Annotated in this window: 18 protein-coding genes and 1 riboswitch; of the genes, 7 read left to right on the top strand and 11 right to left on the bottom strand. The window is 39.0% G+C overall.

Features of this window, described 5'->3' with window-relative positions; all coding sequences use genetic code 11:
• Positions 1-36: 36 nt before the first annotated feature.
• The 4 genes from NMK36_RS16755 to NMK36_RS16740 all read left to right on the top strand — a co-directional run bounded on the left by NMK36_RS16755 (position 37) and on the right by NMK36_RS16740 (position 2,723).
• Complete coding sequence (locus NMK36_RS16755; protein ID WP_072719196.1) at positions 37-579, top strand: Uma2 family endonuclease; 543 nt, start codon at positions 37-39, stop codon at positions 577-579.
• 93 nt (positions 580-672) lie between these two features.
• Positions 673-1,293: an AAA family ATPase gene (locus tag NMK36_RS16750; RefSeq protein WP_072719157.1), complete on the top strand. Its 621-nt coding sequence runs from the start codon at positions 673-675 to the stop codon at positions 1,291-1,293.
• Positions 1,294-1,300: 7 nt separating this feature from the next.
• Positions 1,301-2,170, top strand: coding sequence for a hypothetical protein (locus tag NMK36_RS16745; RefSeq protein ID WP_072719156.1), 870 nt, complete (start codon positions 1,301-1,303; stop codon positions 2,168-2,170).
• Positions 2,139-2,723 carry a hypothetical protein gene (locus tag NMK36_RS16740; RefSeq protein WP_139295049.1) on the top strand — a complete coding sequence of 195 codons (585 nt, stop codon included), beginning with the start codon at positions 2,139-2,141 and terminating at the stop codon, positions 2,721-2,723. Before NMK36_RS16745 ends, NMK36_RS16740 begins: the two co-directional genes overlap by 32 nt.
• 113 nt (positions 2,724-2,836) lie before the next feature.
• Here NMK36_RS16740 and NMK36_RS16735 read toward each other — a convergent pair whose 3' ends face one another.
• Entirely contained in the window at positions 2,837-4,261 is a 1,425-nt protein-coding gene (locus tag NMK36_RS16735; protein ID WP_072719154.1) for an NADP-dependent isocitrate dehydrogenase, read from the bottom strand.
• 616 nt (positions 4,262-4,877) lie between these two features.
• Between NMK36_RS16735 and pckA the strand changes: the two genes are divergently transcribed.
• A complete protein-coding gene (gene pckA / locus NMK36_RS16730) occupies positions 4,878-6,605 on the top strand; it encodes a phosphoenolpyruvate carboxykinase (ATP) (protein WP_072719153.1) in 1,728 nt (575 codons plus the stop codon).
• Between the two features lie 344 nt (positions 6,606-6,949).
• Here pckA and NMK36_RS16725 read toward each other — a convergent pair whose 3' ends face one another.
• On the bottom strand, positions 6,950-7,828 hold the full coding sequence (locus tag NMK36_RS16725) for a choice-of-anchor L family PEP-CTERM protein (RefSeq protein WP_083579994.1): 879 nt from the start codon (positions 7,826-7,828) through the stop codon (positions 6,950-6,952).
• Between the two features lie 557 nt (positions 7,829-8,385).
• Here NMK36_RS16725 and NMK36_RS16720 point away from each other — a divergent pair.
• Complete coding sequence (locus NMK36_RS16720; RefSeq protein ID WP_222425234.1) at positions 8,386-9,606, top strand: threonine synthase; 1,221 nt, start codon at positions 8,386-8,388, stop codon at positions 9,604-9,606.
• Here NMK36_RS16720 and NMK36_RS16715 read toward each other — a convergent pair.
• Together NMK36_RS16715 and NMK36_RS16710 are read right to left on the bottom strand one after the other, a co-directional pair.
• Positions 9,596-10,936, bottom strand: coding sequence for a dicarboxylate/amino acid:cation symporter (locus NMK36_RS16715; protein ID WP_072719151.1), 1,341 nt, complete (start codon positions 10,934-10,936; stop codon positions 9,596-9,598). The genes NMK36_RS16720 and NMK36_RS16715 overlap by 11 nt on opposite strands.
• A gap of 39 nt (positions 10,937-10,975) precedes the next feature.
• Positions 10,976-12,193, bottom strand: a complete 1,218-nt coding sequence (locus NMK36_RS16710; protein WP_083579993.1) for a transporter substrate-binding domain-containing protein — start codon at positions 12,191-12,193, stop codon at positions 10,976-10,978.
• 419 nt (positions 12,194-12,612) lie between these two features.
• Between NMK36_RS16710 and NMK36_RS16705 the strand changes: the two genes are divergently transcribed.
• Complete coding sequence (locus NMK36_RS16705; RefSeq protein ID WP_254174214.1) at positions 12,613-14,559, top strand: adenylate/guanylate cyclase domain-containing protein; 1,947 nt, start codon at positions 12,613-12,615, stop codon at positions 14,557-14,559.
• Here NMK36_RS16705 and NMK36_RS16700 read toward each other — a convergent pair.
• From NMK36_RS16700 to NMK36_RS16675, 7 genes are all read right to left on the bottom strand, one after another.
• Positions 14,556-15,908 (bottom strand): ArsB/NhaD family transporter, encoded by a 1,353-nt coding sequence (locus NMK36_RS16700; RefSeq protein WP_072719149.1) that lies wholly within the window; start codon positions 15,906-15,908, stop codon positions 14,556-14,558. The genes NMK36_RS16705 and NMK36_RS16700 overlap by 4 nt on opposite strands.
• Before the next feature lie 73 nt (positions 15,909-15,981).
• Complete coding sequence (locus tag NMK36_RS16695) at positions 15,982-16,473, bottom strand: hypothetical protein (RefSeq protein ID WP_072719148.1); 492 nt, start codon at positions 16,471-16,473, stop codon at positions 15,982-15,984.
• A gap of 26 nt (positions 16,474-16,499) precedes the next feature.
• Complete coding sequence (locus NMK36_RS16690; protein WP_072719147.1) at positions 16,500-18,641, bottom strand: cation:proton antiporter; 2,142 nt, start codon at positions 18,639-18,641, stop codon at positions 16,500-16,502.
• A 265-nt stretch (positions 18,642-18,906) separates the two neighbouring features.
• A riboswitch (cyclic di-AMP (ydaO/yuaA leader) is annotated at positions 18,907-19,056 on the bottom strand.
• A 109-nt stretch (positions 19,057-19,165) separates the two neighbouring features.
• The gene (locus NMK36_RS16685; protein WP_438822840.1) at positions 19,166-19,810 is read right to left on the bottom strand and encodes a M48 family metallopeptidase; all 645 of its coding nucleotides are present in this window, start codon (positions 19,808-19,810) and stop codon (positions 19,166-19,168) included.
• A 108-nt stretch (positions 19,811-19,918) separates the two neighbouring features.
• The gene (locus tag NMK36_RS16680; protein WP_072718165.1) at positions 19,919-20,956 is read right to left on the bottom strand and encodes an IS630 family transposase; all 1,038 of its coding nucleotides are present in this window, start codon (positions 20,954-20,956) and stop codon (positions 19,919-19,921) included.
• 44 nt (positions 20,957-21,000) lie between these two features.
• Entirely contained in the window at positions 21,001-21,129 is a 129-nt protein-coding gene (locus NMK36_RS28805; protein ID WP_302184670.1) for a hypothetical protein, read from the bottom strand.
• Positions 21,130-21,277: 148 nt separating this feature from the next.
• Positions 21,278-24,652 carry a Calx-beta domain-containing protein gene (locus NMK36_RS16675; protein ID WP_254174213.1) on the bottom strand — a complete coding sequence of 1,125 codons (3,375 nt, stop codon included), beginning with the start codon at positions 24,650-24,652 and terminating at the stop codon, positions 21,278-21,280.
• Between the last annotated feature and the right edge of the window lie 254 nt (positions 24,653-24,906).

Here is a 24,906-nt window from a genome sequence, read left to right as displayed (position 1 = left end):
AATATTTGTCAGTTCTGCCAAGGCGAATGAATGAATATGGCGATCGCTACTGTCACAGAAACAGAAACCTTTTCCCTAGAAGATTTTATGGCAAATCCTCCCGATCATCAAGAGTGGGTGGATGGACAATTGGTGGAGACAACCGGAATGACAATTAAACATAGCCAGATTCAATGTCGGTTAGGTCGTTATTGGGGAAATTACGCAGTTGAATCAGGACAAGGAGGAGATGCTTATACAGAGCTTCCCTGTCGTACCTTAAAACAAGGTCGCCGTCCTGATGTGTCCTATCTCACACCGGAATTACTAACACAATTTGGGGAGTTTCCCACCTTACCCCAAAGTCCTCCCCTCCTCGCTGAAATTGTGTCTCCCAGTGATGCGGCGGAGGATTTATTTGCTAAAGCCAGTGAATATTTAGAGTCCGGTTGTCAGGAAGTTTGGTTAGTTTTTCCTGAAAATAAACGAGTTTTAATTATTACAGAAAATCAAACCTTAGCGTTTAAAGCTGGCGATATTGTTAATACACAAATTATTTTATTAGGATTTAGTCTTGAAATTAATCAATTATTTGGTTAATTGAGCTATAATATTTCTTGTTTACAAACTTAAGGTACGTTTATTACTAGCCTAATCCAGAAATGGATTACATTACCAGAGGAATACAGTACAGTGATCAAGATAGTCGTCAATGCAACTAAGGGTGGAGTAGGAAAAACAACAGTAGCAACGAATATTGCTCTACTACTTGCCCAGCAAAACAAACGTGTTTGGGCTTTAGATCTTGCAGGGAGAGGCCGCATGGCAAGGTTTTTGGAATCTACCAGTTACTTCAATAACAGTACCAATAAAATCGATATTCCAGAAACAGAGACTTTACCCGATTCTTTCTCAGGAGCATCAGATTACGATTTTCTAGTTGCTGATACTGATGACTACTATAAAGTTCCTGCTACTATTGTAACACAACGAGGTTGGAGATTGATCATTCCAATTGTACCTGATGATTCGGTTGGGGTAGAAGATATAGTAGAGGAAACTGCATCCCTTTTAAATTTTGGTCTTCTGACTAACTTAGTTCCAAGGGCAAGAATTGTAGTAAATAATCGTCATCATAATGATAATTATGAACAACTTTACCACCAAGTATATAAACAAGTTGAGGCTGCTTCTATTGATGAATTTTTGTCAAATCAATGGTTGCCATTTGTAAATTTATCTCCGTTCGATTTTACATCTGATGAAGTTTTCTCAAAAACTTTGGGTTCTGTTCTCTCTGAGCTTGGGATTTAAAAAAATTATGTCAAAGCTAACTGAAACTCTAAGCAACAATGTACAAAATCACTTAGACAATATAACTATACGATTCTCTACTCAACAGTTAGATCAAGACTTATTAAACCAATTAGGTATCTATTTATGCACGAAAGCATCAGAAAAGTTAATTGAAACTGCATTGGCTTTAGCTTGTGGGTATTACATGGATATTGATAAAGCCATTATTAGCCAAATCAAATATAAGCCTGCTCAAAAACTCGAAGGGATCATATCTAAGAGATCTCAAAGTGAAACTGAAAAAGAATTACAAAAAGTTGATGTTCCTCGATGGATAGTGCTAATTGTAGGCAGCACCGAAATCTACTCTACGAATCATCAAAATTTTGTGACTGTAGAAGATGCTATTAATGTTATATTCAAAAATGTAACTAAGACTCTTAACAACAAAATTCAAGAATCTTCAGGGAATTTAACTCATGTAACTATAAGATTCTATGCTGAACGATTAGATCAAGACTTATTAAATCAATTAAGGAGCTATCTATGTACCGAATCCTCAGTAAAGTTAATTGAAACTGCATTTGCTATGACTTCAGGGCATTACATAAATATTGAGCCAAGCATTATTGATCACTTCGATAAAACATCTATTAGCCAACTACTAAACATAGTATCTCAATCATCTCAAAGTCAGACTGAAAACAATTTGCAACAGACTGATATTCCTCAATGGATGGTGAAAATTTTATACTCCAAAATCTACCCTGAAAACGCTCTAGGGCCTCTGGCTACTGTAGAAGATGCTATTAACACAGTATTTCGTTTGTGTATTAATTTATTAAAAAAACCGCTAGGTAATAATGATGGGAAAACTACAAAGAAAGCTAGTTGAAAATTTAATTTCTCGTAATCCAACCGAAAAAAGGGAGATTGGAAACCGAATTGTTCGTGCTTTAGGAGGCGACCCAACTCCACAAGCTACAGGATTACCTCGTCGGCGTGGTACTGGTGACGGAGGTATAGATGGAAGAATTCCAATTCTCATCAGACAACGTGTGATTACAGAAAAGTTGAAACGGAAACCTGATGGTACACAATTCCCGGTCAGCATTGCTAAAAGCGAATTTGAGTTGGTTGAAGCTCAAGCAGGTTTTAATATTAAGATTGAGCGAGACAGCTTTGAAAGGGATACAATTAACGCTTTTGTAGAAAACTTAAGGCGTGAAGGAATGTTTGCGGGTGTGATTGTTACTGCAAGTGGGCTTTGCCCAGATGCTGAATCTGAGTTGCAACGACACAATAATAATGATATGGATTTATGCCATATTTTATTAGAAGATTTATTAAGTGGAAATATATCCTGTAAGGAGATCAAATTTGTGGTTGGTGATCTTGTAGAACAACTTCGAGTTAGCCTCCGAGAATATATTACTTCTAATATCTAAATTCCTTGATAAAGTAATACTTTTTTACCCATTTATGGGTGTTGTAAAAACACTGTGCGTAAAAGTTTTACAACACCCATCAATATTGGATATCTTAAGGATTTAATCCTTCATTAATCATCGAAATGTTTAATAATTGCATCGGCAAATTCTGAACATTTCAACGGTTCAACGGGAGGCTCCATTAATCGGGCTAAATCATAGGTGACTTCTTGATTTGCGATCGCACCACTTAACCCTTTTTTAATTAAGTCTGCCGCTTCTTGCCACCCCATATATTCTAACATCATCACCCCCGATAAAATCAAAGAACCCGGGTTAACTCGATCTAAACCTGCGTGTTTAGGTGCTGTGCCATGAGTGGCTTCAAAAATCGCACATTCATCGCCAATATTTGCCCCTGGCCCCATACCTAAACCTCCGACCATTGCAGCCGCTGCATCCGATAAATAATCCCCGTTTAAATTCATCGTAGCCAGAATAGAATATTCATCAGGACGGGTTTGAATTTGTTGGAAAATACTATCAGCAATACGGTCATTGACCATAATTTTCTCCTTCCATTTCCCATTACCATGCGTTTCCCAAATAGCATTGAGAACCCCTTCTACTTCTTTACAAATTTCAGCTTGTTTTTCCGGTGTTAAGGCATCATAACCGGGTTCAATTTGACGAGCATTGTTTTCTAAAGACAGATCAGGATTTTTCTCTTTATTTCCTAAAATCCAAGATTCCCGTTCTGTAATACATTCGTTGCGGAATTCCGTTGTTGCTAATTCATAACCCCAATCTCGGAAAGCCCCTTCGGTGTATTTCATAATATTACCTTTATGCACCAACGTCACCATTTGTTTATTTTTAGGCAGACGCAAAGCCTGATAAATGGCACGACGAACTAACCGTTGAGAACCCGTTTTACTAATCGGTTTAATCCCAATTCCAGAATCGAGGCGAATTTGTTTTTTCCCATGTTCAGGAGTCGCCGGAATTAATTCGGTATTGAGAATATTAATTAATTTTTCGGCGATTTCCGTTCCCTGACGCCATTCAATTCCTAAATAAATATCCTCGGTATTTTCCCGATAGATAATCACATCTAATTTTTCAGGGGTTTTATGAGGAGAAGGAGTTCCGGTGTAATATTTACAGGGACGAACACAGGCATATAGATCATGAATTTGCCGTAAGGCCACATTCAAAGAGCGAATGCCGCCACCGATGGGCGTGGTTAATGGCCCTTTAATTGCCACTCCATATTCCCTGATGGCGGTGGTGGTGTCTTCGGGTAAATATTGATAAGTACCGTAGAGTTCGCAGGCTTCGTCCCCAGCGTAGACTTTAAACCAGCTAATTTGACGTTTGCCGCCGTAGGCTTTAGCAACAGCCGCATTCAGAACTTTTTCTGTAGCCGGCCAGAGGTCAATTCCGGTGCCATCTCCGCGAATGAAGGGAATAATTGGATTATCAGGAACAATGGGTTCGCCGTTTTTGAAGGTGACTTTCTCGCCTGTGGTGGGTGGAGTAATCTTTTCGTACATATTCTTGACTTGAGATGTAGATAACGATGCACCTTATTTTGTCATGATTTTTTACATAAACCCCCAGGACTACCTGAAAAATTTTAGTTTTTTGGGGTAGGATTAGGATTAAGTGGTATTTTGTTTCTAATTTGTATCAGGAAATACTGACATTTGCATACTCATAGAAAATTTAATTGCAAAACCTGCATCTTGCATTATTTCTTAAGGAATTGCAAAAAAAATACAAGAAACTTTTAAAGAAAGTTAATGTTCTGCCAGGGAAAACTGTGTATGATGATGAGTAGCGAAAGTTCATGGAACTGAATTATTTTTTTCACGAACTCAAGGCAACTGTCAACAAGGGTTAAGTTAAAGATCAAATATCAAACTCGTCCTAACTGAATATTCAGAAGTCAACGCTCCCAAATCGGGAATAGCAACGGTTAAACTAGCAACCTGAAAACTAAAATGATACACATGATTTGAACATCACTAACTCAGTCATAATCGAGTTTGTAAGTTCAGTGATTCTTCAATTTTTCACCCTTCTTCATTTTTATTAACAGGCAGGATGCCTGTTCCACAATCCTAGAAAATTTCCTATCAACCTCTTATTTATTGGAGACTAGAAACAATGGAAACCACAAATACCGTTAATCACAATGTCTATCAAGATGTGTCTTCTTCAACTTTAATTAATAATCGATTAGCCGAGCAGGAAGGTGCTTTTCCCACAAATAATACGACTAAAAAATATTCAGAACACCCAAATTTATTAGAATTACCCCATTATGGATTAGAAGAATTAGGACTCAGAAACCTAGGTCATGTTTATCGCAACTTACCCATTCCTACCTTAGTTGAACATTCCATAGCTCGTGCTGAAGGCATTCTCGCAGCCAATGGATCTCTATGTGTCAAAACCGGAAAATATACCGGACGTTCACCCCATGATAAATTCATTGTCGATGAACCCGAAAGCCGGGATGAAATTCACTGGAGCAAAATGAATGTTCCTATCCCGGAATTCAATTTTGATCGTCTGTATCGTCGGGTTCGGTCTTATGTTCAAGGACGGGATTTATACATTTTTGATGGCTATGTGGGTGCTGATCCTCACTATCAATATGGTGTACGAGTCATTACAGAACGAGCCTCTCAAAGTTTATTTGCCCAACAATTGTTTATTCGCCCCACCGCCGAACAACTCAAAACCCATCACACTGATTTTACCGTAATTGCCGTTCCAGGGTTACACGCCGATCCTGAAGATGATGGCATTAATAGTGAAGCGTTTATCGTCCTGAATTTATCGAAAAAAATGGTGATCATTGGGGGATCAAAATATGCCGGAGAAATCAAAAAATCCGTGTTCTCCCTGATGAACTACTTTATGACTAAAGCCGATGTGCTACCCATGCACTGTGCCGCCAATATGGATGCAGACGGACACACCGCCCTATTCTTTGGTTTATCGGGAACCGGAAAAACCACCCTCTCGGCTGACCCCGAACGCTATTTAATTGGAGATGATGAACATGGTTGGTCAGATCATGGGGTGTTTAACTTTGAAGGCGGTTGTTATGCCAAAACCATTAAACTGCGTCGGGAACAGGAACCGCAAATTTGGGATGCGATTCGGTTTGGGTCTTTAATGGAAAACGTGGTTTTAGACCATGACACCCGTGTTCCTGATTATGATGATGGCAGCTTAACGGAAAATACCCGCGTTGCCTATCCCATCGAGTATATTCCTAATGCAGTGATTCCAGGGATTGGTCGCCATCCAAAAACAATTATTTTCTTAACAGCAGATGCCTTTGGTGTGCTACCTCCCATTGCCAAACTCACGAAAGAACAGGCCATGTATCACTTCATGTCCGGTTATACCAGTAAAGTCGCCGGAACAGAACGGGGAATTAAAGACCCAGAAGCCACCTTTTCCGCCGGATTTGGCAAATGCTTCTTACCCTTGGCTGCGTCAGTCTATGCCAAATTATTAGGGAAACGATTAGAAGAACACCCCGAAACCAACGTCTATTTAGTCAATACCGGATGGTCGGGTGGCGCCTACGGAGTCGGACAACGGGTTCCGATCTCCTATACTCGCGCTATGGTCTCGGCGGCAGTCAATGGAACCTTAGACAACGCCAAGTTCTATCCCCATCCGATTTTCAAAGTGTTAGTACCCGAAAATATCCCAGGAATTCCTTCTGAAATTTTAGATCCGGTACAAACCTGGAAGAATCCCCAAGCCTATCAAAAACAAGCCAAACAATTAGCGCAGTTATTTGTGGACAACTTCAAGAAATTTGAAGGGGTTCCTGAAAGTGTTCTGGAAGCTCAACCGAATCTTAACTAAGTTAAGCCCTAGTTAGAGCTTTAACTCTACACGCCTAAATTAATCTTTGATCTAATTTTACCCCCTGACTGTATCCAGGGGGTTTTTACTACCCTAACTTATAGCCTAACGCTATACACTAAGGACAGTTTTTAGTCCTTAAACCCTTTCACTGCTTACTGTTCCTAGTTAAGCTGTTCCCTATTTATTCTAAGATTGCGTAACGCTATCGTGCTTGCACTCTTATTGCATTCTTCTGTGAAACAACAATCCCCCGTCGAGCGCGCCGGCTTGACGGGGGATTGTCAATCAGACTTATTCAGACTTTATTCAGACTCTCTCAGAAGACGAGGGAACGAAATTTATCAAGAATTGGAAGATTTATCTGTTCTGTGTAACCGCCCCGATGGAAGACGCCGAGCCACACCAGCTATTCCTGCCGCAAAGACTAAGCCGATAATTGTTCCGGGTTCAGGAACATCTTTAGGTGGTTTGACGGTTCCGAGAGAACCACCTTTAAGCAATACCCCTGAATCATAAATCCCATCAGCGAGATCTTTAATTTTGATGCTTAAAGTATTTGTGTCGTTCTGCTTTAGCAAACCTTCAAAAGTTAGCTTTTTCGTGTAGCCATCCAGTTTTGTTACCGTACCTGGGCCAGCAGGATTGTTGATATAGTCTGGGTGAAACGGCCCACTAGGGTTACTAACAAGGTTGTTGATAGTAACAGTTTGACCGTTACTTAATTGCGCTAGGTTTACACCGTTAAGCAATAATTCAAAAGAATCATTGAAACTGGTTCCCCCATACTCGACAAACTCTTCTGAACCGAAGACATACTCGAAATATATCTTGTTTACGGTGCTGTCAGCGTGAAAGCTGATATCAAATTTAGCCAAGTCATAACTACCAGGAGTATCACCGAATAGCCCAAAATTTGTGCTTAAATCAGGGTTATATACGCTGCTGCTGTTCACTCCGGGTAAGTCTACTACTCTCCCAGTGCTCATCACAATCCCAGATTTCAACCCAAATGGATCATTTTGGAACAAGCCAAAAGCATCGGCGTTTCCGGTGATACTGGTGGAAAAATTACTTAAACCATTGGTGTTTCCTAAAAGGGCATTCAGCAAAGCAGAAGTATTATTATTTTGAGTCACGGTAAAAGCTGATGCTGGTGCTTCAATCATACCGAGAGCGGCAATAGCAGTAATAACGGTAGAAATTTTTTGGAATCGTTTCATTTTTTCCCTCTGGTTAATCTAAATCAGATTTATCAGTCAAATCGATCAAGTACCAACATCAACCAAATCAGTGATGTTGGCTAAGTAATTTTCAGATAAACTGATGATAATTTTCTGGAACTTATTAACAGTTTCTTGTCTTGTTGCCTCTTAATGTTAAGCAAGCATTCTCTTCACTGTCAATAGCTCTTCAGCAACTTTACGAGAACTTTAAATATCTGATCGAAATATAGGACTAAATTCGGCAAAAATTGCCGGGTGAATCTTAGACTAACTTTACAAACGTACCTATCCCTCTTCTGTAATGCTAGTAGACAGCACGACCCAGTTGCTGAGTTGGAGGTTATAGCGTTGGTATTGGACTCATAGTCAACCAGAACATGACGGCTGCACAATTGAGGCAATAAAACTTGTTTTTTTGACAGCCCTCAAATCGTAATGTAACAATTGAAAGTAGAGAATATTGTGAATCAGGGTCAATGGTTTCCTGTTAAGTTTTGTTGTCAGTCGAAACTTAATTGTAAGTTTGGTTAAATTTTATGTGCAAAGGAATAAGAATGTTTTTAAAATCCAAAGAAATTCATTTGAAATGCACCCATTGTTCTCAGATTACCGCTTATCAAAAAGCATCCATTGTCTGTCCTCTGTGTGGTGGAACCATTCTTCAAGCCGAGTATGATCTTGAAGAGTTAGTTCATTGTCATTGGAAAGACAAACTTTCCACTCGTTACCCCAGTTTGTGGCGCTATCACGAACTTTTACCTTTATTTGATTCCAATCATATTGTCACCCTAGGAGAAGGTTGGACACCCTTAATTCAGGCCCAACGCTTCGGAAAGTTAATCGGTTTAGATTATCTTTATATTAAGGATGAACGTCAAAACCCTACAGGTTCCTTTAAAGATCGACAAGCTTCCGTGACCATTTCGGTGATGAAGGAACAGGGAATTAAAGAAATGGTTTTAGCCTCAACCGGAAATGTGGCTATTTCCTATTCAGCTTATGCAGCTAGGGCGGGAATTAAACTTTGGGCGTTTCTGTCAGGTTTAACCCCCGATGAAAAAATCCGAGAAATTCAATTATATGGTGCAGAAGTCGTTAAAGTCCCTGGAACCTATGATCAAACCAAACAAGTCGCTGCGGAATTTGCCCAAAATCAGGGGATTTTTTTAGATAGTGGCTTGAAAAGCTTTACCAGTGGGGAAAGCATGAAAACAATGGCCCTGGAGTTAGGCGAACAACTGCACGGACAAGCCCCAGACTGGTTTATTCAGGGGGTGAGTGGAGCCATGGGGCCCATTGGAGTGGTTAAAGGTTTTGAGGAAATGATGGCGTTAGGAATGGTCGATAAAGTGCCCCGTTTGGGAATGATTCAATCCTCCGGTTGTAACCCGATGGTACAAGCTTTTGAAAAAGGTGAACGGGAAGCCATTCCGGTTACAGACCCAAAAACGGCGATCGCCACCTTAGCAACAGGAAATCCGGGTTTTGCCTATAGCTGGCTTTATGATTTAATGCAGAAATATGGGGGAGCGATGGAACAAGCAACGGATGCTGAAGCCTATACCGTGACTCGACTGTTAGCCCAAACCGAAGGAATTTCTGTGGAACCTGCCACGGCTGTTGCTTTTGCTGGGTTAATCAAACTGGCTCAACGGGGAATCATCCAACCTCAAGAACGAGTGGTGATTAACTGTTCGGGTCATACCTATCCGGTTGAAGAACAGATTTTAACCGAGGAATTTGCACCAGAAGCGTCAACCCAGTTTAAGTGGTAATCAAATCTTGTTGAGATTCTGATTCTAAGCTAAAAAAATTAGGATCTTGATCCGCAATTAAAGCCGTCGCTGCCATTCCCGTATGTACCGTACATAATGTCCGAAAGGGATCCATAATCGGGTCAATGGCAATAAATAAAACTAAGGCGGCTTCTAAGGGTAATCCCAAAGGTCTAAGAACAACATTCAGGGTCGTTAAGGTCACAATTCCGGTCGCCCCTGAACTGGCCATTCCAGCAAAAATCGAACCGACAATGATAATGGCTAACCCCGATACACCAATCGAAATTTGATACAGTTGGGCAACAAAGATACTCGCCAAAGTGAAATAAACCACTTGACCAAAACGACCGACCGTGATCCCCAAAGGAACAACTAAGTTTGTGGTTTGTAGAGAAAATTTTAAACCCTGACTCATGGTAGAAATCATTGAGGGTAAACACGCTAAAGCATTTGTGGTTGCTAAGGCTAAAATTGTGGGTTCTTGAGCCATGGAGAAGACATAACTTAATGGACATCGAGATCGCACCCAAATCAAAATGGTACTCACGGCATAAATTAATAAATAGGTAAAAACAGCCACCGCAATAAAATTCACCATGGCAAACACAACGTTTAATCCGGTGTGAGCAATTTGAGCCGATAGTAAACCATATAAACCAAACGGCAGCAGCAAGGTTAACCAACTAATCCATTTATTAAAGGTGCGATAAATAATTTCTAAACCATCTAAAAAAGCCTGAGATGCAGAGGTGCTATCTTGAACCATTCCCAAAGAAATCCCAAAAATAATCGAGAAAAATAAAACCTTTAATGTATCCCCTTTACTCAGGGCATCAAAAATATTATCGGGAATCATACTGATCACAAAACTCCCTAATCCAGGCTGATTTTTTAAGGGAGGTAAAGGTTGATTTAATGCGACTTCTAAATCAATTCCTGATTTATTCACTAATATTCCCAGGTTTTGTAGGGTTGTTGTACTTAAACCTGTTCCCGGTTTTGTGATTCCAGCAACTAATATTGCAGTTACGGCAATGAATACCATTAACACCGGAAAGATAATCATAATGCGTTTGATGGATTTTGTCGCATTATTAGAAGCCATAAGTCGCCCAATACTCATTGTAATTGCTGAAATTAAAATCGGCAAAACACACATTTTAAGCAAGCTTAAATACATCTGACCAATGGGTTCAAGTTGAAAAGCCAGGGACGGTTTTAACAATCCTGTGGCAATGGAAAAAATAATGCTAATTAGCAGGAGCCAAGGATTCTTTAAAATATTAATAACCTGAGATCTCAAACTCTTTTTTTTTGATAACTTCATGGGTAGACTCTCCTGTGTCCCATTATTAATTCCTCGAATTTAGGATTCCTGCTTAAAAATATCTGGATATTTATTAATTAACTGTTCAACAGTATAGTTTAAGTTATTGAGATCCAGATAAGTATTGACAAACGCTAGGAAATGGTCATAATCCCAGGGAATAACCATCGCCAGTGCATCCTTAGTATCCGTGAGAGCGACGGTTTGAATATCTAAAGCTGAATCAGGTTGAGCGAGTACAATTTTTTTCACTTCTAATTCATCTCGATAAGCAGCTAGGACTTCTCCTTTTTTCACCGCTTCTACAACGTCATCCCAAGTTTCAAATTCAACGACTTGAGCCTGGGGAAACCGAGTTTTGGCAAAAAATAGCGCATATTGAGTTCCCTTAATCACTCCCAATTTTCCATCTAAATTTTGAATAACTTCTTCAGGACGTTTATTTTGAGCTTTCTTCGCTAATTCTAAACGATTCACCAACAATCCTTGACGCATACTGACATAAGGAGAAGAAAACAGCACTTTTTTAGCCCTTGCCATACTAATACTTAATTTCGAGATGCCAATATCGGCTTTGTGCTGATACACTAAATCTACAACTTCATTAAAAACTTTTGCCGACCGATCAAATTTAACTTTAACCCCTAATTCTGTGGCAATGGCTTGACCTAAATCAATATCTAATCCGGTTAATTTACCCTGGGAATTCTCGCTAAAAAAGGGCGGGTTATCCGTTCCTAAAACCGCAACAACCAGTATCCCTCGATCCAAAATTCCTTGAATATCGGGAGGAAGATTAGAGGAAGAATTTAGAGGAGTTGATACAGGAGTCCAGGCAGTCAATAGAGAAGAATTATTGAGAGATTTTAATGTTTCTTGACCTACAACCCCATCCGCCAATAATCCCATACTAATTTGAAAATTATAGACAGCTAATTCAGTTGTTTGATCGTAAATCCCATCAATTGGCCCTGTAAAATAACCATTTTGCTTGAGTTGCTTTTGCAATTGTTTAACCGCAGTTCCGTAGGTTCCTAAACTGAGTTCTGGATTTGATTCAGGGGGTTTTGCAGCCGGATTATTGGGGGATGAAGAGGGGACGGTTACTAACGTTGTTGTTTCCCGGATTGTGGCTGGAGCTTGATGAGTTTGAGAGAATGAAGTTAGGGATGGAAACAAAATCCCAATTCCTACCACTATGATGAAGAAAACATTAAGAATTTTCCCTTTAAATATTTTATGGAATCGAGCTTTCAATGATAATCACCCTCCTGGTATCGATATAGCACCCCTGAAATATCTCATTGTTAGTATAGAAGGATACCTATGAAGAAATTTCCCTAGGTTGAATTTGATGCCTCTAAACTATATCTTAACTTCTAAGGCGACCTTACTTGATCAGTATCGATTCATTAAACTTATTTTAGGGTTACACACATTCATGAATTAGGTACTATATTTTACAGAGCCCCACCAACTCCTGCATCTACATTCAAACTCTTCCGTTAGAACACCGTAACTTGATCCATCATCCCAATCTAGTCAACATACTAGGAATGGAATTTTTTTAATCCACCCTATCCTATCGCCAGATCATCATGAAAGGAATTCACAAAAATCAGGGAATCGAAACCAGCATCAGTTTAACAACTCTGCTTACAGGTTTTATTCTGTTAATGATCAGTTTTACTACAGCAATTGTTTATTTTTCCTGGTACTTTACTTCTAAAAAAAATATCGATCAGATTGTGACTCAAATTAATGAAGAAATTGCCCTATCAACCTCTAAAGAATTTGCCGATTTATTTCAAGATGTATCCTATACACAAGATTTAATCGGGAGTACCATTACTCGAAATTTAATTGATATTAATGATCCACAACAACGAGATAAATTTTTTCTCAGTGTTTTGCAATCTAATCCAAATTTTAGTTTTGTTCAGTTTGCCTATCCTAATGGTAATTATGTTGGCGCACAACGTTTATCTGTAGGAAATGATCGGTCTAAACTAGATCCTCAAGACTTATTAAAACTTCATTTTCGTCAATGGTATCCCGATGAAAAATTAGCAGTAAAAACTACGGATAGTTATCAATTAATAGGAAAAGATCTCCAATTTATAGGAACAACTCAAATTGAAGAACCGAATTGGTATGCTCCTCATCGCCCTTGGTATCAAGATGCTTTGAAAACACCGGGTCAAGCGGCTTGGACAGTTTATGTTTATCGTTCAACCAATACACCAGGGATTGATTCTAATGTCACCCTTTATCAAGGAGATGAATTGTTAGGAATTATTGGTGTCGGTTTTGAACTCAAACAAATTTCTCAACGTTTAAAGGAACAACAAAAAGGACGTAGAAATATTGATGTTTTCGTCATTAACTCTAAAGGGGAAATGATTGCTTCTACTGATCCCAATGAACATAATCCCATTCAAATTAAAGGTCAAGATCAACCTCAACTCAAGCTATTAAAATACTCTAAAAATCCTGCTTTTCAGCTTGCTGTCAAAACTATAGAAAAACGGGGAATTGACTTAAAAATGGTTAGATACCCTCAACAGTGGGGTTACGAAGATCCCCAAACCCACAAATTTTATTATATATCATTGACTCCCATGAATAAATTAGATTGGTTGGTGGGAACAGTTATTCCTGAAGATAAATATATGGATCAAATTAAAAGAAACAATAAAATTTTATTGGTGTTTATCACCACATTAATTATTGGAACGACGGCTTTAGGAATTGTTATCAGTGATCGATTTTTTGTTAAACCGATTAAACAGATTCAGAAAGTAACCTATCGCGTTGAAAATGGGGATTTAGAAGTGGCAAAACTGGAGATTCAAACCTGTCAAGAATTAGAAGTGTTAGCCCAGGCGATTAATAAGATGATTGTGGGACTGCGAGAACGAGAACGAGAACGGGATATTTTTGGCCGTGTGGTTTCGCCAGAAGTGCGAGAAAAATTATTACAAGGTCAATTACAATTAGGAGGAGAACTCTGTTGGGTATCGGTTTTATTTAGTGATATTCGCAATTTTTCTACCCTATCGGAAGAAATGAAACCGCAGGAAGTTGTAGCATTTCTCAATGAATATTTAACGGAAATGACCGCAGCTATTCGTCCTTGGGGAGGATATGTAAATAATTTTATTGGCGATGCAATTGTGGTAATTTTTGGAGCACCCTTATCCCCAGCAGAAACAGAATGGCGGTCAGTGGCCGCTGCATTAACCATGCGTGAACGTTTGGGAGAATTGAATCAACGGCGCATTCAACGGGGGGAAGTACCCATTCATGCGGGAATTGGCATTAGTAGTGGAGAAGTGGTTGCGGGACAAATTGGCTCTTTAGAACGGTTATTATATACGGTGATTGGCGATGCGGTGAATGTGGCGGCACGTTTGGAAACCTTAACTAAAGAATATCCTGAATATAATATTTTAATTAATGAATCAACGGCTGCTGCTATAGAAACTCATCAAGATATTATTTTGAAAAGTTTAGGGGAAGTCAAAGTTAAAGGTCGTAAACAACCTGTAGAAGTTTATGCGGTTTTAGAGTGGAAAAAAGTAGAAGTTTCTCCTCCCATTCCTACAGAAATCATGAATTAACCTTTAATTAGAAACACAACCGTAACATATAAAATCGCCATTAGCAATTGGACAACCATTACCGGAATCCCATACCGAAGAAAGGTTTTAAACGAAATGGTTCGTCCATGTTGTTCAGAAATTCCCGCCGCAACAATATTAGAAGAAGCCCCCACTAATGTGCCATTTCCTCCTAATGTTGCTCCATACATCATTGCATAAAATAGTGGTAATACTTCCGGGGGAAACTGTCCGTTAAAAGCAGGGTCAAGCACTTCTGCGCCCACAAATCCCACATTAACTAAATATTGCTTTAACAAAGGAACCATCGCCACAACTAAGGGAATATTTGGCACAACACTAGAAATAATTCCTACTGTTAATAATAGTAAAATTGAACCCAGAGCGATATTTTTTCCTAAAATAATTGCTAGAAGTCCTGATAAACTGTTAATGACTCCTGTTTTTTCTAATCCTCCAATTAAGACAAAAATTGACATGAAGAAAATTAAGGTACTCCAGTCTAAATCCCGCAAAATATGATTAACCGTATCAATTTTACTGTGATGGGCTAACATTAAGGCTAAAGCGGCTCCTAATAACGCCACCGCCGCCGGAGAAATGGGAACGGGTAGGGTTTCTCCAATGACAAAAAACGTTAAAACAAAAGCCATAATTAATCCCCCCATTGCTAAAGTTCGAGGATGATTAATTTGCGGATGGGGTAAATCTTCTAAATGTTCAAATTTAGTATTCCAGGTTTTACGAAATAAAATAGGCAATAAAATCACCACGCTAACAACTGCTAATGCTCCTCCAATACTCAAGCGTTGTAGATAATCTACGAAGCTAATATTAATCGAATCTCCGACAATAAATGTGGCTGGATCTCCCACTAAGGTTAATAATCCTGAACTATTGGCAATGAAAACCATTAAAATTAATAAAGGGACAAAATCAATGCCTACATCCTGAGCAATGGGAGGAATTAAAGGTGCTAATAACATTACCGTTGTGGCGTTGGGTAACATAGCACAAATGGGGGTAGTTAACGCTACTATTCCTAATAGTAATCGTTTCCCTTCTCCCTTGGCTAACCAAATCATTTTAACCGCTAAATACTCAAAAATTTTAGTGGGTTCAAAGGCTCTAACTAAAATCATCACGCCAAAAAACAAAGCTAAAGTTGCATAACTACGACTAATATAGTGAACAGCTTCAGTTAAACTCATGACGTGGAAAAAGATCAGGAGGAGAGATCCTAAAAATGCTGCAATGGTGAGGTGTAACCACTCTCCCATGATCAGAATAATAACTCCGACAAAAATACTTCCAGCAATTAAAGAATCCAGTGTTTCTAGTGATAACATTTGTTTTAAATAAATAGAGATTTTACCAGCAGATTACTCATAATTTTAAACAAATTACCTCCTGTTGATAGGATTAATGAGCTTGTTTTTTTGATGGGGAAACAAGATTTAACTCAGCTTTAAAATTAATAGGATTTGATAAAGTTGGAGTATCGAGTTTACCTGTAATTTCTTTTTCTTTAAATATACCTTCTAAAGTCAATATATTCAAAGAATTTAAGGAATCATTTGCACAAACAAAGAATGGATTTAAAGTTCCTGATATGTTCATTTTATGATCCTTAAGGTTGCCCTGTAATTGAATTTTATCTCGATTATGTTCAGCATTTTTTAACCCTAAATTTGCAAAAACATAAATTCCTGATTGCTCTATTTTTAAAACTAGATCTCGATTTTTTAAACATTGAGGAGGGTTTTCTAGTTCGATGGTATAGTCACCCCCAAGACTAACGGGTGCTTTTAATTGCTTTTCTCCATAGGCTGTGACAGCTTGAAAAAGTAGAAAGACCGCAGCAGTCATAGCCCCATAAAATGCTAAGGATTTGGCGTGAAAATGTTGGTGCATAATATTGATCAAAGTTAAATTTTAGGTTAGGTATTGATGGGTTGTTGTAATAAAGATGTGATGTGTGATGTCACTTGAGAATAGCTCCGAGTAATTAGTAATGATGAATGACAATCTTGAGCTAATTGATCGGTATAACGTCCTAAAGTTTGCCGTTCAATTCCCCAAGTCCGACTGGTTCCTACAATGGTTAAATCTACGGTTCTTGAAGCTTCAATCACCGCTTGAATGGGATAAGTCTCTTCGGCTCGAACCAGTTGTACACGGGCTTGAATTGGGGTCGGTAAGGAATCAATTGTATTTCGTAATTCATAACTTAATTCTTCTCCAGGTTCGCTGAGTATTACTAAAATCTTTAACTGACGATTGGGGTCATTAAATAGCATTCTCAGAGCTAAGGTTAACCCTAAATCATCATGAATATTAGACGCATAGGCTACTAATAAAGACTGAAGTTGGGGCTGCTCTTTGTTTACAAATACGGCAACATCCGCCGGGGAGGTATTCAAAATTTTACCGACTCTTCCTCCTAAACGATTGTCACTAAAGGCAGGACGATGCCAACCCACTAAAATTAAATTAGCTTGATCGGCTAGGGCAATTTCTCCCGTTTCTTTAGCGACATCATGGGCAATGCGAATAATAGGATAAACTCCTTGTCTGAGTTCCGGGGGTTCTAAACTTTCAATTAATTCTTCTAAGCGTTTTTGTTGTTCAGAAATCAAACGATTTGCTTCATCGGGGGTGCTTTGAAATAAATAATCTTCTTCTAGTTCTACTAAACTTAACGGATGAACGACCGCAGGAGGTTTTCCAGCAATGGCTAAGGCTAATTGTAATAATCCTTTTTGAGTGTTGGGATTGGCAACGGGAACCAAAACTCGATAGGATGGATTGATGGGTTGAGGACTAATGGCTTGAGGTTCAGGTTGAATCAAATCCAGTTTAATTAATTCTTTAGGATAGGTTCTTTCTAATAACGGTGAGGTCATAAAGGTTGTCACTAAAGCCATAATCACTAACATGGTGAATAGCAAGGGTGAAATTACCCCAAAACTTAAACCAATATTTAAAACAATCAGTTCAGTTAATCCCCTCGTATTCATTAACCAACCTAAAGCAGAAGCTTCTCGTTTATTAATGCCACTCACTCGGGCTGCGACATAAGTTCCCACATATTTTCCTGTAATGGCAACCACAATCACTAACCCGCATAATAACCATAATTCAGGACGATTGAGTAAGCCAATTTCTGTGCGTAATCCACTGTAAGCGAAGAAAATCGGGAGTAAGAAAATTAGAACAAAATCTTCTGTTTTTTCGGCGATTTCTCGGATTAAACCCGGATCTTTTGGCATGACTGCACCGACTAAAAAAGCCCCAAAAATTAAGTGAATTCCAATCAGTTCTGTAATTAATGCCGATGCTACCACTCCCATATAAATCCAAGCTAAAACCCATTGAGTGAGTCGTCCTCGGCGTTTATAATGAATGGAGAGTTTTTGTAAGAGCCAGCGTCCACCTGTTGCCATTAAAGTAATATAAAGAATTGAGGCCATAATGGTAGGAAATGCCCCGGATATACTATTGGTTCGGGTAACGGCGATCGCTAAGGCTAATAAACACCAGGCGGTGACATCATCTACGGCGGCACAAGTTAATGCTAAGGTTCCTAAACGGGTTCCTTGTAAATTATTTTCTGTAATAATTCGAGCTAGAACGGGAAAGGCAGTAATCGATAATGCTGAACCTAAAAATAAAGCAAAGGCTGTAAATGAAACACTATCGTTAGAAACAATCGGATACAGAATTAACGCCGAAGAAATGCCTAATGAAAAAGGAACAATAATACTAACATGAGAAACTAAAACTGCCGTTTCTATCTGTCCACTTAAATATTTAGGGTTTAGTTCTAACCCAATTAAAAACATGAAGAAAATCAGTCCAATTTCTGATAAAACATTTAAGTAGGATAAGGTTTCAGCCGGAAATAAAGCCGCCATCGCATCAGGGGCTATTAACCCTAATAAAGATGGCCCTAGCATAATTCCGGCAATAATTTCTCCAATGACTAAGGGTTGTTTAATGGCGCGACAAGCTAACCCCATTAATCGAGATAACCCAATCACTATTAAGACTTGCAAAAGAACTAAAATTGCAGGGTGCATAGTCAGCCTCAAATTGGAACAAAAAGAAAGTTAACAGGGATTAAGGATTAACCCCCGCACTCGTTAAATTTGTGGATAACCGATTTATGCTTTGATTCCCCAAAATCGGTAAACCTCAACACTCAGCCATCTGCATGACTATCGTACACCTTGGAAAGTGTGTCTTACCTCACGATTCAACACTCATAGGTTGAATGTTATTAAATAACAGAGCCTCGTTTTTTAGAATCCTGGTGAAGGCGATGACAAAAATTTTGCCACTCAACAGTCTTCTCTCACAGCCGACGGGGTTAGCTGACGGGCTAGGACTGAGAGATGTCCTTCTCGACAATAGTAAACAATCAAGATAAGCCCCTAAAAATGGTTCCCCCGTTCCAACTCCATTAAAAAAGAGTGGATTAGGCTGACTGACTCTACTTAAAAAGTCACCATACCATATTAATTGAATTTTGTCTATTCCTACTGATCAAAAATGCCCTGAACTCTACATTCAAGGCACTAAGGGTTCAATTAATTCGATGAAGTTAAGATAAAATCCGTTCAACCGTGGCGCGATAGGAATTGCTATCTAATCCATCCCCAGAATTAATAATACTTGGATCTAACAGTTGTTGCATGGCAGAAATGCGATCGCGGGTAGCGGGATGAGTGCTGATAATCGTTGGAGGAGACCCACTTTTTAATAATTTTGCCATAAAATCAACGGCTCCTCGTGGAGCATAACCTGCACGAATTAAAGTTGCTAAACCCATGCGATCAGCTTCATATTCAGCTTCACGACTTTTAGGACGGTTTAAGGCCAGTTCTACCCCAATTTGAACTAATTTATTTCGATCTACTCCGGCGACGGTCGCTACCCCCGCAGCAACAGCAGCTTGGCGCATTTGTTTAATCGCATGACGACCCCCAATATGTCCGATTTCATGGGCCATGACACTGGCTAATTCCGCTTCATTATCGGCGGCGGCAATTAACCCAGTATGAATATAAACAAACCCCCCCATTGTGGCAAAAGCATTGATATTACGATCCTCAATCACTTGAAATGTATAGGGAAGATTGGGGCGATCGCTGGCTTGGGCTAAACGTTGACCAATTTGATTAATATAGTTTTGAGCTTCTGGGTTCCGAAATAATTTAACTTGCTTGGTGAGTAATTCTTCATTAATTTGCTCTCCAATTGCTACTTCTTGACGGGCTGATAAATTCGATAATTGGATAATTTGAACTCCCCTAAAAATTAACTCTGGTAACGGAATTGCCCAACTATAGCAATCCTAAATAGGTTGTGGCAAAATCCCGTACATAAAAAGCTTGGGAAAATCAAAAATTTGCCCCTGAGCAAAAAACTCAAATAGCCACTTAACTACTTTAAAAGATGGGCATAAATGATAGAATTTTCTCACGAAATTTTTGGTTTGTAACCAAATATCTTCAACCGGATTTTGCTCCGGCGCATTAGGAGCAAAATTTACACAAGTAATCCGCCATTCTTCTTCCGATAAATTTTGATTAACTTGAGTTAAGTAATCTCGAAAGTTTTGAGAACAATGATAAGTGGCATTGTCCCAGACTATAGCCAACCTTTTCCCCGGATTTTGCTGTTGTAAATACTGGAGAAAGTCTACGGTATTTTCTGTATTGCCCGCCGCATAACCTTTGATAATAAATTCTTTCGTTTGGTAATCTAAAGCTCCATAATAAGTTTGCCTTTCTTTTTGATTTTTGATGGGAATTTCTATTCTTCGATCCGTCCTTCCCCAAACATACCCTAAAATATCTCCCCAAAGAAGATGACATTCATCAATCATAAACACTGTCAGCTTTCCCGCCCCTATTTCCTCTTTCCAACTCGCTAACTTTTTTTCAATTTCTTCCTTTTTCTCTTGGACTAACTGCTCATTTTTAGCCGGATTCTTTTTTTGGCTTTTTTTCCAACTGATGCGAGCCTCTTCCAGCAAGCTATAATAACTTTGATGGGATTGAAACACGACTCCATACTCCCTTTCTAACAAAACTTGTAAATCAGACAATCTTAACCAATCTCTTTCCCTTAATTCTTCAATAATTTTCTGTTTGTCTTCAGGGCTTAGATAACCTTTCCTTCCTTTATATTGAAGTTTTAAACTGTCTACTCCTTCCACAAGCACCCGATTTTTCCATTGGCTAATAAATCCTTGAGAAACTTGTAATAAGTCTTGAATTTCCCGGTAGGCTTTACCTTGTAATTTGAGTTTGACAGCGATCGCTCTTTTAATTTCTCTAGGATCTTTTGTCTGATTGATAAAATCGTCTATTTCGTCGATTATATTCATTTTCCGTTGCCAGCTTTGGGGGATTATTGCTAACCTTACATTTATTATAACTCATTTGGAAGTGCTATAGCAACCGTTGAACTTAATAAAATACTGAGGGTAACGGTTATTGAAATCAAAGGATACAACCAACGATGGCGCAAAGATCGGGTCATTGCAAAGCGTTTTAACATAGTGAGTGTGTGTGAGAATTCACAGGTTAGAGGTAGAAAATAAAAGTGGGAGTAGGCTTAAGCTCATAGACGCAGATTATAGAAACCGGGTTTCTAACCGTTATCTGTGAGTCTCCATCAAATTTTATGAAGAAACCCGGTTTCTGAGCTAAACTGACCAAGTAGCTAAATAAGCATCATTTCCCCCTAATGGATTAGGATTAATAGCATTAGTTGTTGTGGGAACAGAGGGTTGTGTTACCGTCCCAACAATCACCGCTTGACCCTTCGCAACGGTAAAACCATTTATAGTTCCTTTAGCGCCATCTGCATCACTTGTTTGGGTTAAGGGAGTCCAGAATTTTCGGACGGTATAATCGGAGGATAATCCTAATACTGCCATTTCTCCCAAGGTATAAGCACCAACGGGTTGACTATTAATGGTTTTAGTCGGACGATTTTGCAATTGAAATGCAGAAGATCCGCCTATATATACGTTACCAAATTCATCAGCCGTGATGGAATTCGGGGTAAAACTATTTGCTCCTGTGTTAGTTCGGGTGACAATAAATTGACCTTGATCTATTGTTCCCGTATTGGGATTAATTTTGCTATGGAATGTGAAAGAGCCTGCACCTGCACCGGAGAAATTATTAAAAGAATCTACATTAACCAGAGTGGTTAAAGGTTGGGTAATATTTTGACCATTGCGTTGAAAAACATTATTTCCGCCGTCGGTTCTTCCTAGGAAATAAAGTCCACCATCTTGACCAATAGTAATGCGTTCTCCCCGTGTATCTGCACCTAAATTTTGTCCGGTGACTTCAGCCGCAGTAAAGTTCCAGGTTTTCCATAATAAATTCAAGGAAGAATCAAACCCTCGTAAAAAGGGAGTTTGTAAGATACTGCTAACTTGATTATATCCCGTAACAAAGACTTGTTTTGTGGTAGGATCAATCGCAATATCCGCCGGATTAACATTAGTTCCTGTTAAGGTCGCACTCGTTAATAAGGTTCCCGTTGGACTCCATAATGTTACGGTATCGGTACTATTATTTAAGGTGGCAACTGTGCCATCATTTGCGATCGTTACTCGATTAAAACTGCCGGGTTGTTGCCATAAAACCGTATTAGCAGTAGGATTATAAACTTTAATTCCAAAATCCCCAACGGCGACAATTTCCCCACTATCTCGATCCACATCTAAATCATTAACAAGACCACCTAATGGGGTAGTTGATAAGGGGGAAGTATTGCCATTTTGTAAGCGTTGAATTTCTCCCACCCCGTTAAAATTACCCGCCACAATAATATTATTATCAACGGGCGAAATTTCTACTGATGCTGCACTATCACTTCCCGTTGTTCCCAAATAAGTTGCACTATTTAAGAGGAGATTATCGCTGGGATCATTATCAACAATTTGTAAGGTAGCTGTGTTTTGGGTTCCTAATGTTGCTGTTCCTGCGGTTAGAGTTAAGCCTAAATTAATAGTTTCTGTCGGTTCAAAAGCTGTATCATCAATCACCGGAATTGTAATTGTTTTTGAAGCGATATCTCCATCAGCAAATGTCACCGTTAAGGGAGTATTGTTATAATCTGAAGCAGCCGTTGCAGTTCCATCCGTTGGGGTAATTTGTGCTGTCACTAATCCGCTACTTCCTCCCGTGCGGTTAATCGTAATTCTGTTAATAGGTGTGCCATTTTCATTCACACTAAAATTTGCACGACTAAAGGAAATAATACCCGAATTTGCAATATCATTTTCTACAATTGTAACCGTAGAAGTGGCTGGCGTTCCTAATATTGCTCCTCCGGTAATATTACTCAAACTTAAATTAAAGGTTTCATTGCCTTCGACTAAAGTATCATCAAGGATATTCACCGTAAAAGTTTGATTAGTTTGTCCCGCAGCAAAGGTTAATGTTCCTGATGTTGCAGTATAGTCATTTCCGGGGATCGCATTTCCATCACTTGTGGTATAATTAATCCCAACAATTCCATCGGTTCCAACCGTTCTATTAACAGTAACGGTAGCAGTTCCCGCATTTTCATTAATATCAATGTTGCCAATACTAAACGCTAAGGTTCCAGGGTTTGTTAAGACATCATTGTCTAAAATTGTTAAGGTTGCAATCGATTGAGTTCCTAATACAGCATCCCCAATAATATTACCCAAACTTAAAGCAATCGTTTCATCTCCTTCAACTACAGCATCATCAACAATAGGAATGGTAACAATTTTAGGTGTTATATCTCCATCAGCAAAGCTAACAGAAATGGGGCTATTATTATAGTCATCGGGTGCGGTTGCTGTACCATTATTAAGGTTAACTGTAACTCCCACATTTCCCACACTATTTCCTGTCCGAGTTACACTCACATCGACTTGAGGTGTGCCATTTTCATTAACACTAAAGTTAGCCGCACTAAACCCTAAGACACTCAGAGGTGCTGGTGAGGGTGTGGGTACAGGGGTGGGGTCAGGGGTGGGACTCGGCGTTGGTATTGGGGTTGGTGATGGCGTTGGTGAGGGTGTAGGTACAGGGGTGGGGTCAGGGGTGGGACTCGGCGTTGGTATTGGAGTCGGTGATGGAGTTGGTGAGGGTGTGGGTACAGGTGTGGGGTCAGGTGTGGGACTCGGTGTTGGTATTGGAGTCGGTGATGGAGTTGGTGAGGGTGTAGGTATTGGGGTTGGGTCAGGGGTTGGTGATCGTGTAGGATCAGAACCGTTAAAAATAAAATCATCCGAACTGAGACTATTGCTATTTACATTTTTGAGAATTGCCAAATATTCATTAGAATTTTTATCTTGAATAATCGTATCATTTGCATAGTTTCCAGTTCCCTGAGTAATATTCAAATCACTAAAGGTCAAATTTTCTAATAATCCAATAGAATCTTGATTGAACGTAAAATCTTCAACAATATCAGCCTCAGTTATCGTAAATCCTCCCATCGTTTTACCCATATAAAATCGATCATTTCCCTCTCCACCTGTTACCATATCTGCACCCAAATCTCCATAAAGAATATCATCTCCTAAATCACCGAATAATTGATCATTACCATCTCCACCCGTAACGAAATCATTCTCTTTTCCCCCATAAATTCTATCGTTATCCTGATTTCCAAATAATGTATCTGCACCGCGATCACCCAATAAAAGATCATCTCCTTGATCACCAAAAATTAGATCAGAATCTTGACCCCCTGCTAAAGTATCGCTATCTTGACCACCATAAAGGCTATCATTTCCTTGATTACCAAAAATTTGATCGGCTTGTTGATTTCCTCCTAAAATATCATTCCCTTCTAAACCATAAACCGTATCATTTCCACCCAAAGCAAAAATATTATCCTGAAAGATTGTACCCATAATTAAATCAGCATTAGCGGTGGGTAAAGAATTTATTTCAGGAGTTGAATTTCTTCCCAGAGGAAGATTAAACCCTAACGAAGAAGATAAGGGTTGAGGATCGGGAACACTAACCAAAAACGGACTGAAGAGTAAATTTCCTGAATTAAAAGTGTCAAGACTCATAATCGAATTTTCCTCTCAAAGACTCAGAATGCCTATACCATTTATTCGAGATTCATCCTATTAATCAGGAAAATATTTAATTCAACTTGATTAAGAATATAAATAAGTAAAAATCCGTTAAATCCTCAGCTAGAGAGGGATCTACAAAAGTTTAAAGATGAGTTGTTGCGATCAAAAGTTACACAAATTAAATTATACTTTAAGATAATAATTAGGTTTTAAACGTGATTTAATATACATCATTTTTTGAGCTA

Source organism: Planktothrix pseudagardhii, assembly GCF_904830925.1.
Classification (GTDB): domain Bacteria; phylum Cyanobacteriota; class Cyanobacteriia; order Cyanobacteriales; family Microcoleaceae; genus Planktothrix; species Planktothrix tepida.
Note: the sequence above shows the minus strand (reverse complement) of the source record. Positions and strands in the feature narration are given on the sequence as shown.

Excerpts from the sequence above, each read along its gene's own strand:
- NMK36_RS16680 (WP_072718165.1), bottom strand. The coding sequence starts at position 20,956 with ATGAATATAATCGACGAAATAGACGATTTTATCAATCAGACAAAAGAT.
- NMK36_RS16715 (WP_072719151.1), bottom strand. The coding sequence starts at position 10,936 with ATGAAGTTATCAAAAAAAAAGAGTTTGAGATCTCAGGTTATTAATATT.
- NMK36_RS16720 (WP_222425234.1), top strand. The coding sequence starts at position 8,386 with ATGTTTTTAAAATCCAAAGAAATTCATTTGAAATGCACCCATTGTTCT.
- pckA (WP_072719153.1), top strand. The coding sequence starts at position 4,878 with ATGGAAACCACAAATACCGTTAATCACAATGTCTATCAAGATGTGTCT.
- NMK36_RS16725 (WP_083579994.1), bottom strand. The coding sequence starts at position 7,828 with ATGAAACGATTCCAAAAAATTTCTACCGTTATTACTGCTATTGCCGCT.
- NMK36_RS16700 (WP_072719149.1), bottom strand. The coding sequence starts at position 15,908 with ATGTTATCACTAGAAACACTGGATTCTTTAATTGCTGGAAGTATTTTT.
- NMK36_RS16695 (WP_072719148.1), bottom strand. The coding sequence starts at position 16,473 with ATGCACCAACATTTTCACGCCAAATCCTTAGCATTTTATGGGGCTATG.
- NMK36_RS16690 (WP_072719147.1), bottom strand. The coding sequence starts at position 18,641 with ATGCACCCTGCAATTTTAGTTCTTTTGCAAGTCTTAATAGTGATTGGG.
- NMK36_RS28805 (WP_302184670.1), bottom strand. The coding sequence starts at position 21,129 with ATGTTAAAACGCTTTGCAATGACCCGATCTTTGCGCCATCGTTGGTTG.
- NMK36_RS16705 (WP_254174214.1), top strand. The coding sequence starts at position 12,613 with ATGATCAGTTTTACTACAGCAATTGTTTATTTTTCCTGGTACTTTACT.
- NMK36_RS16755 (WP_072719196.1), top strand. The coding sequence starts at position 37 with ATGGCGATCGCTACTGTCACAGAAACAGAAACCTTTTCCCTAGAAGAT.
- NMK36_RS16675 (WP_254174213.1), bottom strand. The coding sequence starts at position 24,652 with ATGAGTCTTGACACTTTTAATTCAGGAAATTTACTCTTCAGTCCGTTT.
- NMK36_RS16745 (WP_072719156.1), top strand. The coding sequence starts at position 1,301 with ATGTCAAAGCTAACTGAAACTCTAAGCAACAATGTACAAAATCACTTA.
- NMK36_RS16740 (WP_139295049.1), top strand. The coding sequence starts at position 2,139 with ATGATGGGAAAACTACAAAGAAAGCTAGTTGAAAATTTAATTTCTCGT.
- NMK36_RS16735 (WP_072719154.1), bottom strand. The coding sequence starts at position 4,261 with ATGTACGAAAAGATTACTCCACCCACCACAGGCGAGAAAGTCACCTTC.